We start from the raw sequence: 15,644 nt of genomic DNA, 5'->3' as shown, positions 1-15,644 counted from the left end.
GAGCGCTCCGATCGGGAGTTGGGTCAAGAAGAAGTAATGGGACCGGCGGTCCGGGAACAGTCTGCCCCGTCGCGCGGTACGGTCGGGACGCCCCCTCGCACCGGGCCGGAGCGGCCCCCACGGTGCCCCCGGGCCCGCCGGGACGTACGTCCGGCCGCCTCATGTGGTTCCCGCGCCCCACCCGTATCGGGGTCGACTCGGGGAAATGTCATCCGCGAGAAGGGGAGCCGTCCGGCCGGACGGCGGGGAATCTTGTCATCACCAGTATGCGAAGGGTATGGCGTGCTCCGCCGCTGGTCACGGTAGCGTCGGGGGTTATGAGAACCCTTGCACGACGTTCCCGGGGCGCCGGGCCACTTGCCCTGGTGGCGGCGCTGCTCGGGGCGCTGCTCATGTTCGCCCCGGCGGCCTCGGCCGCCGGCGGTCTGAGCGACGCCGCAGCCACCCTCAAGAAGGGCCAGGTCTACGTCGCCCCGGCGATGCAGGACCGATTCAGTCAGGCCCAGGCGGACGCCCTGACCAAGAAGATCGAGAAGGCCGACAAGCCGATCTTCGTCGCGGTCGTCCCCGAGGCGGCCAACAAGGCCACCATCGGCACCGACCTGCGCACCCTGGTGGGCATCGACGGCGTCTACGCCGTCTGGCACGGCAACGACGACTTCCTGGCCTACTCGGACCGCGGGGCGATGAGCGCCGGCGCGGCGAGCCGGATCGCGGGCGCCGTCCACCGTGCCGACAAGGGCGACATCAACGCCACCCTGAACGACTTCGTCGACCAGGCCGCCCCGCAGACCAAGGGCAGCGGGGTCAACAGCAGCACCTCGATCGCCTGGGTGATCATCCCGGTCCTGCTGCTGGCCCTGGCCGGCGCCGGTGTCTTCTTCCTCTTCCGCCGCGCCAAGAAGCGCAAGGAGGAGCAGGCCCGGGCCGAGCTGGAGCAGCTGCGCCGCGTCGTCGACGAGGACATCACCGCCTTCGGCGTCGAGCTGGAGCGGCTCGACTTCAACCCGCGTGCCGCCGACGCCGACGACGCCCAGCGCACCGACTACAGCCACGCCCTGGACTCGTACGAGAAGTCCAAGCGGCTGATGGAGGAGGCGAAGAAGCCCGAGGACGTCAAGCAGGTCACCGAGGCGATCGAGGAGGGCCGGTTCCAACTGGCCACCCTGGCCGCCCGGCGCGAGAAGCGCCCGCTGCCCGAGCGGCGCCCCCCGTGCTTCATGGACCCGCGGCACGGCCCGTCCGTCAAGGACGTCGACTGGGCCCCGGCCGGCGGCTCCGCCCGCCCCGTCCCGGTCTGCCAGGCCGACGCGGACCGCGTCGCGGCCGGCCTCGACCCGGCGGTGCGCACCGTCGACACCGAGCACGGCCCGCAGCCGTACTGGAACGCGGGCCCGGCCTACGCGCCGTACGCCGGCGGGTACTACAGCGGCTTCGGCGGCGGCAGCCTGCTGGGCGGCCTGCTGGTCGGCACCATGCTCGGCTCGATGATGAGCTCCCCGGCCTACGCGGCGGCCCCGATGATGGAGGGCGGCCACGGCGGCTACCAGGACCAGTACGAGGGCGGCGACTTCACCGGCGCCGACTTCAACGCCTCCGACTTCAGCGGCGGCGACTGGGGCGGTGGCAGCGGCGGCGACTTCGGCGGCGGTGGCGGGGACTGGTGACCCGCTGATCCGCTGATCCGTCCGCGATCCCCACGGCCCCGCCGGTTCCGACCGGCGGGGCCGTTCGCCGTCCCCGGCAGGCCTGGAGCGGTGACCTGCCCCGGGGCCCGTTAGGGTCGGGGGCATGCACGGTCGCGATGCCCACAGTGATGAACCGGTCCGGGTGACCGCCTGGGTCCGGGGGAAGGTCCAGCAGGTCGGGTTCCGCTGGTGGACCAGGGCGCGGGCGCTGGAGATCGGCCTGACCGGCTACGCGAGCAACCTCGGCGACGGCCGGGTGCAGGTGGTGGCCGAGGGCCTGGCCGCCGACTGCGAGCAGCTGCTGGCCCAGCTGCGCGGCCCCGACACGCCCGGCGCGGTGAGTGGCGTGACGGAGATCTGGACCGCCGTCGGCGCAGGTTACGAGGGTTTCGAGATCCGCTGAGCCGTCTCCCCGCAGGGCGCCGCCGCCGCGCCCCGGAAATGATCGGCAACCGTCGGTGTCATACGGTTGCCATTCGGGCAGACTCGTGGTTGACTCCGCATCGAACGATGATCCACGAGCACGTGGTGGACCCGGGCCCGAGACCCCCAGGCGTGACGACACCGCCGGGCAGGTGACAGGGGCGCGGTAGCGTGCGGTGATCGTGTTGACCCTTTCCGTCTTTGGTGAGACGCTTGAAGCCCGCGCACACGATCGCGTTCCCCGGCAGGCGCATGCTCTCGTGAGCCCAGCTCACGGCGGTTGTGCCGTAGTGCCCAGCCAGCACTTCCGGTGCGCGCCGCGCGTGCGTCCCCCTTCCCCCTAGACCTGTACCGTTCCGGTTCGGTCACTCAGCGTGGAGGACCATTCATCATGGCAAAGGCGCTTCTCGGGTACGTCGGCGGCCCCGACCCGCGAATGCTCTCCGAGATGCGACGGCTTCAGCAGCGCGTCCAGGATCTTGAGTCCGAGCTCCTTCGGATGCAGGCTGAGAACGACGCGCTCACCGCTGTCGCTGACGAGCACTCGCTGCTCAACAGCATCGATCTGGACCAGCGGGAGCCGGCGCTCACCTGAGCCCCGCCCCGGTCCTCCCAGATCGACGCCGCTGTGCACTGAGCCGCCCCGAAAGGGACGCAGCTTTGCAAGGGACGCCCGGATGTGGCGTCCCTTCGTCGTGTCGGACTGCGGATACAGTCGGTTCCCGTCGTGAGCGAATGAGGGGACCGGCCGCGTGCACCTGAAGAGTCTGACGCTGCGCGGGTTCAAGTCCTTCGCCTCCAGCACCACCCTGCGCTTCGAACCGGGCATCACCTGCGTGGTCGGCCCGAACGGCTCCGGCAAGTCCAACGTGGTGGACGCGCTGTCCTGGGTGATGGGCGAGCAGGGCGCCAAGTCGCTGCGCGGCGGCAAGATGGAGGACGTCATCTTCGCCGGGACCAGCGGGCGCGCCCCGCTGGGCCGCGCCGAGGTCAGCCTCACCATCGACAACGCCGACGGTGCCCTGCCGATCGACTACGCCGAGGTGACGATCACCCGGACCATGTTCCGCAACGGCGGCAGCGAGTACGCGCTCAACGGCGAGACCTGCCGCCTGCTGGACATCCAGGAACTGCTCTCCGACTCCGGCATCGGCCGCGAGATGCACGTCATCGTCGGGCAGGGCCGGCTCGACTCCGTCCTGCACGCCGACCCGATGGGCCGGCGCGCCTTCATCGAGGAGGCGGCCGGCGTCCTCAAGCACCGCAAGCGCAAGGAGAAGGCGCTGCGGAAGCTGGACGCGATGCAGGCCAACCTCAACCGGGTCCAGGACCTGGTCGCCGAACTGCGCCGCCAGCTCGGCCCGCTCGGCAAGCAGGCCAGGGTCGCCCGCCGGGCCGCCGGCATCCAGGCGGACCTGCGCGACGCCCGGCTGCGGCTGCTCGCCGACGACCTGCTGGCCCTGCGCCGGGCCGTCGAGGCCGAGGTCGCCGACGAGTTGGCCCTGCGGCTGCGCCGGACCACCGTCGAACAGGAACTGGCCCGGGCGGTGCAGCGCGAACGCGTGCTGGAGGCGCAGGTCCAGCAGCTCGGGCCGGGCCTGGAGGCCGCCCGGCAGACCTGGTACCGGCTCTCCGCGCTCGCCGAACGCACCCGCGGCACGATCGGACTGGCCGAGGCCCGGGCCCGGCACGCCGTCGCCGGGGGCACGGTCGAGGAACGCCGCGGCCGGGACCCGGAGGAGCTGGAGCGGGAGGCCGAACGGGTCCGCGAGGAGGAGGCCGCACTCGCCGAGGCACTGGAGGAGGCCCAGTACGCGCTGGCCGAGGCGGTCGAGCACAAGAGCGGACTCGAATCCGCGCTGGCCGCCGAGGAACGCCGGCTGCGGGACGCCACCCGGGCCATCGCCGACCGCCGGGAGGGCCTGGCCCGGCTCCAGGGGCAGGCCGCCGCCGCCCGCTCCCGGGCCGGTTCGGCGCAGGCCGAACTCGGCCGGCTCACCGAGGCCAGGGACGAGGCCCTGCTGCGCGCCGGGGCCGCCCAGGGCGAACTGGACGAGCTCCAGCAGCAGGTGGACGGCTCGGCCGTCGAGGACGGACGGGCCGAGGACGGCTACCGGCGGGCCCGGGCCCGGCTGGCCGAGGTCGAACGGGAGCTGGCGGCGGCCCGGGAGGCGGCCGGAGCCGCCGAACGCGAGCGGGCCGCGCTGACCGCGCGGCACGAGGCGCTCTCGCTCGGACTGCGCCGCAAGGACGGCACCGGCGCACTGCTGGACGCGGGGGAGCGACTGGCCGGCGTGCTCGGCCCGGCCGCCGCGCTGCTGCGGATCGAACCCGGCCACGAGGTGCCGCTCGCCGCCGCGCTCGGCGCGGCCGCCGACGCCGTGGCGGTCGACTCGCCCGGCGCCGCCGCCGGGGCGCTGCGACTGCTGCGCGCCCAGGACGCCGGGCGGGCCGCACTGTTGGTCGCCGGTGCCGCCGAACTGCCCCGGACCGAGGGCGAGTTGCCCGAAGGAGCCCGCTGGGCCGCCGAACTGGTCGACGGGCCGCCCGAGTTGCTCGCCGCCGTACGCAACCGGCTGGCCGGGGTGGCCGTGGTCGCCGACCTGGACCAGGCGCTGCGCCTGGTCGCCGAACGCCCCGGACTGTCCGCCGTCACCGCCGAGGGCGACCGGCTGGGCGCCGGCTTCGCCCAGGGCGGCTCCGCCGGCGCGCCCAGCGAGCTGGAGACCCGGGCGGCGGTGGACCGGGCCGCCCGGGCGATCACGGAGGTCGACCTGCGCTGCGCCGAGTCGGCCGGGCGGCTGGCCGAACTCACCGCACTGCGCGGGGAGTCGGCCGCCGAACTGGAGCGGCTCGGCGAACAGCGACGGCAGGCCGAGCAGGAACGGGCCCGGGTGGCGGGCTCGCTCGGCCGGCTCGGCGGGCAGGCCCGGGCCGCCGCCGGGGAGGCCGAACGGCTCTCGGCCGCCGCCGCGCGGGCCGAACAGGGCCTGGCCGAACTGCTCGCCGCCGCCGAGGAACTGGCCGAACGGCTGGCCGTCGCCGAGGAGTCGGCGGACGCGGGGGAGGACGAGCCGGACCGGGCCGAGCAGCAGCGGCTCACCGAGGCCGCCTCGGCCGCCCGGCAGGCCGAACTGGAGGCCCGGCTCTCGGTGCGCACCCACGAGGAGCGGGTCCGCGCCCTGACCGGCCGGGCCGACCAGCTGGACCGGGCCGCCCGCGCCGAGCGCGAGGCGCGCGCCCGGGCCGCCGAGCGCCGCCGGCGCGCCGAGCACGACGCCCGGGTGGCGAACGCCGTCGCGGCGGGCGCCCGGCAGCTGCTCGCCTGCCTGGAGGTCTCGCTGGCCCGCGCGGACGCCGGGCGGGCGGCCGTCGAACAGGCGCTCACCGAGCGGGAGCGCGAGCTCCGGGAGCACCGCGAACACGGGCGCGGGCTCAAGGAGGAGCTGGACAAGCTGGTCGACGCCGGGCACCGGGACGAGGTGCTGCGGGCCGAGAAGCGGCTGCGGATCGAGCAGTTGGAGGCCCGCGCGCTGGAGGAGTTCGGCATCGACGGCGGCGAGCTGCTGGCCTCGTACGGGCCGGACCGGCCCGTCCCGCCCTCGGCGGCGGAGGACGGGCAGGAGCCGGGGGAGCCGTACCCGTACGTCCGGGCCGAGCAGGAGAAGCGGCTGCGGGCCGCCGAGAAGGCGTACCAGCAGCTGGGCAAGGTCAACCCGCTGGCGCTGGAGGAGTTCGCCGCGCTGGAGGAGCGCCACACCTTCCTCGGCGAGCAGCTGGACGACCTCAAGCGCGGCCGGCGCGACCTGCTGGACATCGTCCGGGACGTGGACCAGCGGGTCGAGCAGCTGTTCAGCGCCGCCTACCACGACACCGCCGCCCAGTTCGAGGGCGTCTTCGCCCGGCTCTTCCCCGGCGGCGAGGGGCGGCTGGTGCTGACCGACCCGGACGACATGCTCACCACCGGGGTCGAGGTGGAGGCCCGTCCGCCCGGCAAGAAGGTCAAGCGGCTGTCGCTGCTGTCCGGCGGCGAGCGCTCGCTGACCGCGGTGGCCCTGCTGGTGGCGATCTTCAAGGCCCGGCCCAGCCCGTTCTACGTGATGGACGAGGTGGAGGCGGCGCTGGACGAGACCAACCTGCGCCGGCTGGTCGGGATCATGGAGGAGCTCCGGGAGAGCTCCCAGCTGATCGTGATCACCCACCAGAAGCTGACCATGGAGTCCGCCGACGCCCTGTACGGCGTGACCATGAAGGGCGACGGGATCTCCCAGGTGATCAGCCAGCGACTGCGCGAGGGGCACCGGGAGCGGAAAGCACTCTCGGTGCCTCCCCGGCAGCACGACGAGGCGATCACCTCAGGGCCGATGGTCTGATCCAACGGCCTACGCCGGGGCAGATGCTCCCGGACGACCCGATCACGGATACTGGTCGGGTTGTGACTCCTCCCCCTCGCGCGCGAGGGGGCTTCTCACTCAGCCGCTTGACGACCTCATGACGGCCAAGCCCTGACCGGTGCCGGGTGGCACGCGGCCAGCGTAAGGGAGGCGGCGGCGCCCCGTGCGTCGGTGACCGAAGGATCACTCTGTCGTGGGATCCAGTGAAGGAGATTGATGTGGAATACGTGATCCTTGCCGTAGTCATCGCCGTGGTCGCCGTCGGCGCGATCGCGGGCCTCGTCGTTTCCGGCAGACGACGCCAGCAGCTGCCCCCGAAGTCGCAGGCGCCGGTCATCACGGCGCCGAAGACCACCCCGCAGGAGCCCCAGGTCGGCGAGGAGGCCGCGCCGCCGACCGAGGAGCCCCGCCGTACCGTCGAGGAGGTGCCGCTCCCCGAGGCCGTCGAGCCCGCCGAGGAGGTGGTGGTCGAGGCCCCGGCCGAGGCCGAGGCGGCGCCCGCCGTCGAGGTCCCCGAGCCCACCGCCGGCCGGCTGGTCCGGCTGCGCTCCCGGCTCTCCCGCTCGCAGAACTCGCTGGGCAAGGGCCTGCTCTCGCTGCTCTCCCGCGAGCACCTGGACGAGGACACCTGGGAGGAGATCGAGGAGACCCTGCTCACCGCGGACGTCGGCGTCGCCCCGACCCAGGAGCTGGTCGAGCGGCTGCGCACCCGGGTGAAGGTGCTCGGCACCCGTACCCCCGACGAGCTGCGCGCCCTGCTGCGCGAGGAGCTGGTCGAGCTGGTCGGCAAGGACGCCGACCGCACCGTCCGCTCCACCAAGCACGAGGAGGGCCCGGCCGTGGTCCTGGTCGTCGGCGTCAACGGCGTCGGCAAGACCACCACCACCGGCAAGCTGGCGCGCGTGCTGGTCGCCGACGGCCGCACCGTGGTGCTCGGCGCGGCCGACACCTTCCGCGCCGCCGCCGCGGACCAGCTGCAGACCTGGGGCGAGCGGGTCGGTGCGCGCACCGTGCGCGGCCCGGAGGGCGGCGACCCGGCCTCCATCGCGTTCGACGCGGTCAAGGAGGGCATCGCCGAGGGCGTCGACACGGTGCTGATCGACACCGCCGGCCGGCTGCACACCAAGACCGGCCTGATGGACGAGCTGGGCAAGGTCAAGCGGGTCGTCGAGAAGCACGGCCCGGTGGACGAGGTGCTGCTGGTGCTGGACGCCACCACCGGTCAGAACGGCCTGATCCAGGCCCGGGTGTTCGCCGAGGTGGTGGACATCACCGGCATCGTGCTGACCAAGCTGGACGGCACCGCCAAGGGCGGCATCGTGGTCGCGGTCCAGCGCGAGCTGGGCGTGCCGGTCAAGCTGATCGGTCTGGGCGAGGGCGCGGACGATCTGGCGCCGTTCGAGCCGGGTGCGTTCGTGGACGCGCTGATCGGGGACTGACCGGGACTTCCCGTCGGTCGGGGTCCGCTCCTTCGGGGGCGGGCCCTTTCGCCTGTCCGGGGTCCGGGGAGGCCGGGGGGCGGGTGCCGGCGTCCGGCGTCCGACGTTCGGCGTCCGAGAGGAGTCCTACGAGGCGATCCAGGCGGGCTCGGCGGTGCGCTCGCGGCTGCGGTGGCAGGCGTACGCGAGGGTGCCGAGCAGCAGCCGGGCCTCGGGCGGGCAGCCGGCGTTGTCGCGGGTGGGGCGGCGCAGCCAGCGGACCGGGCCGAGCTCGCCGAGCACGGTGGGCGGGGCGGCGACGTAGCTGCCCTCGCCGTGGCAGGTGAGGTCGAGCGCGGCGTCGTCCCAGCCCATCCGGTACAGCAGGTCGGGCAGTCGGCGGGCGGTGCCGGCGGAGACCAGGAACTGCAGTCGGCCGGTGGGCGGGGCCAGTACCGGGCCGACCTGGGTGCCCATCCGCTCCAGCCGGACCAGGGCCTGGAGGCCGGCCGGCTCGGGGACGTCCAGCACGTCGAAGGCGCGGCCGGTGGGGAACAGCACCGAGCCCTCGGCGTCGGCGGCGTCGGCCGGCCCGGTGGTGCCGGGCACGGGGTGCAGGCCGGGGGCGGCGCAGCGGCGGGAGCCGCAGGGACAGCGGGTCGGGGCGGTGGCGCCGGCCGCCGGTTCGCCGGTGGCGACGGTCCAGCCCCAGCGGCCGGTGTACTCCGCGGCGGCCCGGGACGCGGTGACCTTGGTGCGGCGGCGCGCGCCCAGCGGTGCCAGCCGCAGGTGCCCCAGTCGAAGTTCGCCGAACAGGTTGTCCATGCCTCCCCCAACAGGTTCTCGTTGCCGATGGTTACGGGACGGTGACTGTGTGTTGATTGTCCGGTGTGTGGTGCGTGGTGCGGTGGCGGCGCGCAGCGCTTGGCGTGCGCCTGTTGTGGCGGTGTGCCTCGGGCGCCGCCTTGTGGGCGCGGCGCCGATGCCGGATCGTCGTGTGCGCGGGACGGTTGCCGTCCCGAGTGGGCGCCGAACTCGCCTGGGACTGCGATGGATTGCGGGGTCTGCCGGGTCTGCCGGGGTTGGCCGGGGGACTTGGCGGCCCGCATATGCCGGACCGTCGCGACTACCCAGTCAAGCGTGTGCCCCCGGGGTTCGGTTCACTCCTGGGGGTGGCGAAAGGTGGCGTTTCGCCAGGGGCGCTCCCACGGGTGCCTCACGGGGCACTACGTTCAGCACACGGACGTCGTCGAAGCGCCTGCTCCGAGCCGTCGGGGAACGGGAGTTGGGGATCTGACGGACCGTCCGGGACGATGGCACACCAGTACGACGAGCGGTACCGCGAGGACAGGACGGGCGGCACCGCGACACCTCAGGCACGGCACGTCTGGCAAGAGCCCGCAACCGTCGGGCGGTCACGATCGGGGGCCCCGCAGGGGCCGGGCGGGATGGGGACGTTCCCATGGCAGAGAAGCAACCCAACGAGAAGCTGACCACGTGGTTCGCCCGCAGCGGCTGGTCCAAGGGTGAGTTGGCCCGCCAGGTCAACCGCCGGGCCCGGCAGATCGGCGCCCACCACGTGTCCACCGACACCTCCCGGGTGCGCCGCTGGCTCGACGGGGAACAGCCGCGCGAGCCGATCCCCAAGATCATGTCCGAGCTGTTCTCGGAGCGCTTCGGCTCGGTGGTCTCGGTCGAGGACCTCGGCCTGCGCGCCGCCGTCCCGGTCTCCACGGTCGGCGGCGGCGTCGACCTGCCGTGGAGCGCCCCGCAGACCGTCCAGCTGATCAGCGACTACTCCCGCAGCGACCTGATGCTCAACCGCCGGGGCTTCCTCGGCACCTCCCTCGCGCTGACCGCCGGCGCCGCGCTGATCGAGCCGATGCAGCGCTGGCTCACGCCCGGCCCGACCGGCGTCCCCACCCCGATCCTCACCGCGGCCAACGGCGGCGAGGCGTTCACCGGCCGGCTCTCCGAGCCGGAGCTGGAACTGCTGGAGCAGACCACGGTCATGTTCCGTCAGTGGGACGCCCAGAACGGCGGCGGGCTGCGCCGCAAGGCCGTGGTCGGCCAACTCCACGAGGTCACCGACCTGCTGCAGGAGACGTACAGCGAGGACACCACCAAGCGGCTGTTCCGGCTCACCGCCGAACTCGCCCACCTGGCCGGGTGGATGTCGTACGACGTCGGGATGCACCCGAGCGCGCAGAAGTACTACGTGCTGGCGCTGCACGCGGCCAAGGAGGCCGGCGACCGCCCCTTCGGCGCGCTGATCCTCACCGACATGAGCCGCCAGATGATCCACCTCAACCGGGGCGAGGACGCCCTGGAGCTGATCCACCTGGCGCAGTACGGCAGCCGGGACACCGCCACCCCGCGCCAGCAGTCCCTGCTGTACGCGATGGAGGCGCGCGCCTACGCCACCATCGGCGAGATCAACCGCTGCGCCCGGGCGATCCGGCTGTCCGAGGACACCTTCACCGACATCCGTGACGGTGACGGCGACCCGGACTGGCTGAAGTTCTTCTCGCCGGCCGAGCTGAACGCCGAGAACGCCCACTCCTACCGGGACCTCGCGTACCACTCGGACAACGCCCAGCTGTACGCCTCGCTGTCGGCGCCGGTGATGGAGCGCGCGGTCGACCTGTTCCGGCAGGACGACGACCACGTGCGGTCGTACGCCTTCAACCTGATCGGCATGGCCAGCGTGCACCTGCTGCAGCGGGAGGCCGAGGAGGCGGCGAGGTACGCCGAGCAGGCGGTCGACATCGCGACCAAGGTGCGTTCGGAGCGGCTGAACTCCCGGGTGCGAAAGACCACGGAGGCCGCGGCGGCCCGGTTCCAGGGCGTGGACGCGGTGAGCCGGCTCAAGGAGCGGGTGGTCCAGGACATCCCGGAGTTCGTCTCGGTGGTCTGAGCGACTCCGGCGGGGCTCCACCGACCGTGACGGCCGCCGCCGTCACGGTCGGTGGCACGTCCGGGGCGGCCCGGGCGCTGCGGTGAGGCGGTACCGGGCAGTGCGGTGAGGCGGTACCGGACGGTGCGGTGAGGCGGCACGGTAACCCATCCGGCCCCGCGTCCGGGCCGCGGTTCACGTGCCCGTAACCCGCGCGACGCACGCGTCACGGCCGCGAAACAACCGGTCGCACTGGCCGAAACCAGCCTTCGGCACTCTCCTCTTCATCGCCGCCACCCCGGGTGGCACGGGACAGGTACCCGGGGGTGGAGCGGCACTCACGCAGAGGAGACGCCGATGCCGGACGGCTTCAGCGCGGGCGACACCGCCTTCGTACTCATCAGTGCGGCCCTGGTCATGGTGATGACCCCGGGCCTGGCCTTCTTCTACGGGGGCATGGTCAGGGCCAAGAGCACACTGAACATGCTGGCGATGAGCTTCCTCTCGCTCGGCATCGTCAGCGTGCTCTGGGTGCTCTACGGCTACTCGCTCAGCTTCGGGCCCGACTCCTTCGCCGGTCTGATCGGCAACCTGGACTTCCTCGGGATGCGCAACATCGGGCTGAACGAACTCACCGGATCGATCCCGGTCACGGCGTTCGCGGTCTTCCAGCTGATGTTCGCGATCATCACCCCGGCGCTGATCAGCGGTGCGATCGCGGACCGGGCCAAGTTCTCCGCCTGGGGCCTGTTCATCGCGCTCTGGGTGACGGTGGTCTACTTCCCGGTCGCGCACTGGGTGTTCTTCTTCGACAACGGCAACGGCGGCTGGCTGGGCGACCGCAACGGCGTGATCGACTTCGCCGGCGGCACGGCCGTGCACATCAACGCCGGTGTCGCGGGCCTCGCGCTCTGCCTGGTGCTGGGCAAGCGGGTCGGCTTCAAGAAGGACCCGATGCGCCCGCACAGCCTGCCGCTGGTGATGCTCGGCTCCGGGCTGCTCTGGTTCGGCTGGTTCGGCTTCAACGCGGGCTCGGCGCTGGCCGCCAACGGCGTGGCCGCGATGGCGATGGTGAACACCCAGGTCGCCACCGGTGCGGCGCTGGTCGGCTGGCTGGTCTTCGAGAAGCTCAAGCACGGCGCGTTCACCACGCTGGGCGCCGCCTCCGGCGCGGTGGCCGGGCTGGTCGCGATCACCCCGGCCTGCGGCTCGGTCAGCCCGCTCGGCGCGGTGGCGATCGGCCTGGTCGCGGGCGCCGTCTGCGCCGCCGCCGTCTCGCTCAAGTACCGCTGGGGCTTCGACGACTCGCTCGACGTGGTCGGCGTGCACGCGGTGGGCGGGGCGATCGGCTCGCTGCTGATCGGCCTGTTCGCCACCGGCGGGGTCGGCCAGACCGCCAAGGGCCTGTTCTACGGCGGCGGGCTCGGCCAGCTCGGCAAGCAGGCGATGGGCGTGGCGGTGGTCGCCGCGTACTCCTTCGTGCTGTCCTGGCTGCTGGCCAAGGCGGTCGACAAGCTGGTCGGCTTCCGGGTCCCCGAGGAGGTCGAGGTGGCCGGCATCGACCAGGCCGAACACGCCGAGTCCGCCTACGATTTCAGCGCCGTCGGCGCGGGGCTGGCCCGGGCGCTCCCGACCGTGGGCGCCGGTGCCGCGTCCGGTGGGAAGCCCGCCGGGAAGCCCGCCGACCCGCCCGCCGGAAAGTCCGCCGACACGTCCGTCGGGACGTCCGTTGAGAAGACCGAGGTCGACGCCTGATGAAGCTCATCACCGCCGTGATCAAGCCCTACCGCCTGGACGAGGTGAAGGCCGCGCTGCAGGCCTTCGGGGTCCACGGCCTGACCGTCACCGAGGCCAGCGGCTACGGCCGCCAGCGCGGCCACACCGAGGTCTACCGGGGCGCCGAGTACACCGTCGACCTGGTACCGAAGGTCAGGATCGAGGTCCTGGTCGAGGACGAGGACGCCGACGACCTGATCGACGTCCTGGTGAAGGCCGCCCGCACCGGCAAGATCGGCGACGGGAAGGTGTGGAGCGTCCCGGTCGACACCGCCGTCCGGGTCCGCACCGGCGAACGCGGCCCGGACGCCCTGTGAGGCACTGACCGATCCGGCGGATCCGCCCCCTGCCCGGGGCGCGGGTCCGCCCGTCGGCGCATCCCCGCTCAGCCGTACGACGGCTCGGCCCCGCGACGCCCGGCCCCGCGACGGCCCAGCCCCACCGGCCGGCCCCCACGACGGCTCATCCGCACCACGGACGGGACCCACGCGCATGACCACCGAGACCAGCCCCTCCGACCCCCTCGGCCACGCGGCGGCAAGGACCGCGCTGCTGGAGCGGCCCGGGCTGACCGGCCGCCCGCGCCGGGCCGCGCTCGCCCGGCTCACCGACGACTGGCTGGCCGCGCTGCTCGCCGACGCCGGGGCGCCGGCGTCCGGCGTCGCGCTGGTCGCCGTCGGCGGCTACGGCCGGGGCGAGCTGTCCCCGCGCAGCGACCTGGACGTCCTGCTGCTGCACTCCGGCCCGGTCCCGCGCGAGCTGCCGGAGCGGATCTGGTACCCGGTCTGGGACACGGGTGCCAAGCTCGACCACTCGGTGCGCACCGTCGCCGAGGCCCGGGCGGTGGCCGCCGCCGACCTCAAGGCCCAGCTCGGCCTGCTGGACGCCCGGCACCTGGCCGGGGACCGGGACCTCACCGCCGCGCTGCGGTCCGCGGTGTTCACCGACTGGCGCGCGAGCGCCCCCGTGCGGCTGCCCGAACTGCGCGAGCTGGGCCGGGAGCGGGCCGAGCGGCACGGCGAACTGTCCTTCCTGCTGGAGCCCGACCTCAAGGAGGCCCGGGGCGGTCTGCGCGACCTGGTCGCGCTGGACGCCGTCGCCGCCACCTGGCTGGCCGACGCGCCCCGGGACGGCCTGGACACCGCCGCCCTGCGCCTCGCCGACGTCCGCGACGCGCTGCACCTGGTCACCGGCCGGGCCACCGAGCGGCTCGGCCTCCAGGACCAGGACCAGGTCGCCGAGCGGCTCGGCGTGCTGGACGCCGACACCCTGCTGCGCCAGGTCTACGAGGCCGCCCGGACCATCGCCTACGCGAGCGACGTCACCTGGCGGGCGGTGGACCGGGTGCTCGCCGCCCGCTCCGGCCGCGGCCGCCGGGCGGTCCGGCTGGGCTTCCCGTTCACCGGCGCCGGGCGGGGCGCCGGCGCGGTGGCCCGGGGCGCCGTCGCCCGCCGCCCGCTCGCCGAGGGCGTGGTCGAGCAGGACGGCGAGGCGGTGCTCGCCCAGGCCGCCCGTCCGGCCGCCGACCCGGTGCTGCCGCTGCGCGCCGCGGCCGCCGCCGCGCAGAACGGGCTGACCGTCTCGTACGCGACGGTGCGCCGACTGGCCGCCGAGTGCCGCCCGCTGCCGGTGCCCTGGCCGGACGAGGCGCGCGAGCAGCTGGTGACCCTGCTGGGGGCGGGGGAGGCGGCCGTCCCGGTCTGGGAGGCGCTGGAGGCGGAGGGGCTGGTGACCAGGCTGCTGCCGGACTGGGAGCGGGTCCGCTGCCGTCCGCAGCGCAACGCGGTGCACCGCTGGACGGTGGACCGGCACCTGGTCGAGACGGCGGTCCGGGCCGCCGCGATGACCCGCCGGGTGGCCCGACCGGACCTGCTGCTGGTGGCCGCGCTGCTGCACGACCTCGGCAAGGGCTGGCCCGGCGACCACAGCGAGGCCGGCGAGGTGATCGTCCGCGACCTGGCCGTGCGGATGGGCTTCCCCGCCGAGGACACCGAGACCCTGGCGGTGCTGGTCCGCCACCACCTGACGCTGGTGGACACCGCCACCCGGCGCGACCCGGACGACCCGGCCACCGTCGAGACGATCACCAAGGCGGTCGGCACCCTGCCGGAGCTGGAACTGCTGCACGCCCTCACCGAGGCCGACGCGCTGGCCACCGGCCCGGCCGCGTGGAGCAGCTGGCGGGCCTCCCTGGTGGACGGCCTGGTGGCCCGGGTCGCCGTGCAGTTGGCCGGCGGCGGGGCCGCGCCGGTGGAGGCGGAGCCCGGCGCGGAGCAGGAGCGGCTGGCGGTCGAGGCCGCCCGCACCGGCGCCCCCGCGCTGTTGCTGCTGGCCCAGGCCGAGGGGGCGGACCCGGGCACCGAGCCGATGGGCGTCGAGCTGAACCTGGCCGTCCCGGACCGGCCCGGGCTGCTCGGCACGGTCGCCGGGGTGCTGGCGCTGCACCGGCTGACCGTCCGCTCGGCGGGCCTGCGCGAGCTGGACCCGATCGGCGCCGGCCCGGTGCTGCTGCTGTCCTGGCGGGTGGCGGCCGAGTTCGGCGAGCTGCCGGAGGCGGCCCGGCTGCGCGCGGACCTGCGCCGGGCGCTGGACGGCACGCTGGACGTCTCCCGCCGGCTCGCCGAGCGGGACGCCGCCGCCCCGCGCCGCAAGGGCATCCCGACCCCGCCGCCGCTGGTCACGGTGGCGCCCGCGGTGGCCTCGGCGACCGCGACCGTGCTGGAGGTCCGGGCGCACGACGCCCCCGGGCTGCTGCACCGGATCGGCCGGGCGCTGGACGGGGCGGGGGTGCGGGTGCGCACCGCGCACGTCTCCACGCTGGGGGCGGAGGCCGTCGACTCCTTCTACCTGACCGATCCGGCCGGCCTGCCGCTGGCCGCCGAGCGGGCCCGGGAGGTGGCGGCGGCGGTCCGCTCGGCGCTGGGCTGAGGGCCTCCCGCACGGGCGGCCGAGGGCCTCCCGCACGGGCGGCGGAGGGCCGCTCGCCCGGGGGTGGAGACCGTACCCGGGGCGGCCGGATACCCTGGGGACGACGACCGTACCGATACCG

Annotated in this window: 10 protein-coding genes; 9 read left to right on the top strand and 1 reads right to left on the bottom strand. The window is 74.3% G+C overall.

Features of this window, described 5'->3' with window-relative positions; all coding sequences use genetic code 11:
* Positions 1-317 precede the first annotated feature (317 nt).
* The 5 genes from ACFXOZ_RS19015 (at position 318) to ftsY (ending at position 7,944) form a co-directional block, all read left to right on the top strand.
* Positions 318-1,667 (top strand): hypothetical protein, encoded by a 1,350-nt coding sequence (locus ACFXOZ_RS19015; protein WP_380525270.1) that lies wholly within the window; start codon positions 318-320, stop codon positions 1,665-1,667.
* Between the two features lie 124 nt (positions 1,668-1,791).
* On the top strand, positions 1,792-2,091 hold the full coding sequence (locus ACFXOZ_RS19010) for an acylphosphatase (RefSeq protein ID WP_380525269.1): 300 nt from the start codon (positions 1,792-1,794) through the stop codon (positions 2,089-2,091).
* Between the two features lie 411 nt (positions 2,092-2,502).
* A complete protein-coding gene (locus ACFXOZ_RS19005; protein ID WP_030243474.1) occupies positions 2,503-2,706 on the top strand; it encodes a hypothetical protein in 204 nt (67 codons plus the stop codon).
* A gap of 157 nt (positions 2,707-2,863) precedes the next feature.
* Positions 2,864-6,484 carry a chromosome segregation protein SMC gene (gene smc, locus ACFXOZ_RS19000; protein ID WP_380591564.1) on the top strand — a complete coding sequence of 1,207 codons (3,621 nt, stop codon included), beginning with the start codon at positions 2,864-2,866 and terminating at the stop codon, positions 6,482-6,484.
* Positions 6,485-6,723: 239 nt separating this feature from the next.
* Positions 6,724-7,944, top strand: a complete 1,221-nt coding sequence (ftsY, locus tag ACFXOZ_RS18995) for a signal recognition particle-docking protein FtsY (RefSeq protein ID WP_375891757.1) — start codon at positions 6,724-6,726, stop codon at positions 7,942-7,944.
* Positions 7,945-8,070: 126 nt separating this feature from the next.
* On the opposite strand, the gene ACFXOZ_RS18990 is transcribed toward ftsY, so the two are convergent.
* Positions 8,071-8,748, bottom strand: a complete 678-nt coding sequence (locus ACFXOZ_RS18990) for a bifunctional DNA primase/polymerase (protein ID WP_375891758.1) — start codon at positions 8,746-8,748, stop codon at positions 8,071-8,073.
* Between the two features lie 595 nt (positions 8,749-9,343).
* On the opposite strand from ACFXOZ_RS18990, the gene ACFXOZ_RS18985 reads away from it, so the two are divergent.
* The 4 genes from ACFXOZ_RS18985 (at position 9,344) to ACFXOZ_RS18970 (ending at position 15,523) form a co-directional block, all read left to right on the top strand.
* On the top strand, positions 9,344-10,840 hold the full coding sequence (locus ACFXOZ_RS18985; protein WP_375891824.1) for a hypothetical protein: 1,497 nt from the start codon (positions 9,344-9,346) through the stop codon (positions 10,838-10,840).
* Positions 10,841-11,176: 336 nt separating this feature from the next.
* Positions 11,177-12,574: an ammonium transporter gene (locus ACFXOZ_RS18980; protein WP_375891760.1), complete on the top strand. Its 1,398-nt coding sequence runs from the start codon at positions 11,177-11,179 to the stop codon at positions 12,572-12,574.
* On the top strand, positions 12,574-12,912 hold the full coding sequence (locus ACFXOZ_RS18975; protein ID WP_350508264.1) for a P-II family nitrogen regulator: 339 nt from the start codon (positions 12,574-12,576) through the stop codon (positions 12,910-12,912). Before ACFXOZ_RS18980 ends, ACFXOZ_RS18975 begins: the two co-directional genes overlap by 1 nt.
* A gap of 175 nt (positions 12,913-13,087) precedes the next feature.
* On the top strand, positions 13,088-15,523 hold the full coding sequence (locus tag ACFXOZ_RS18970) for a [protein-PII] uridylyltransferase (RefSeq protein ID WP_380591562.1): 2,436 nt from the start codon (positions 13,088-13,090) through the stop codon (positions 15,521-15,523).
* The last annotated feature ends 121 nt before the right edge of the window (positions 15,524-15,644 follow it).

It is taken from the genome of Kitasatospora sp. NPDC059160 (assembly GCF_042755465.1).
Taxonomy (GTDB): Bacteria; Actinomycetota; Actinomycetes; order Streptomycetales; family Streptomycetaceae; genus Kitasatospora.
Note: the sequence above shows the minus strand (reverse complement) of the source record. Positions and strands in the feature narration are given on the sequence as shown.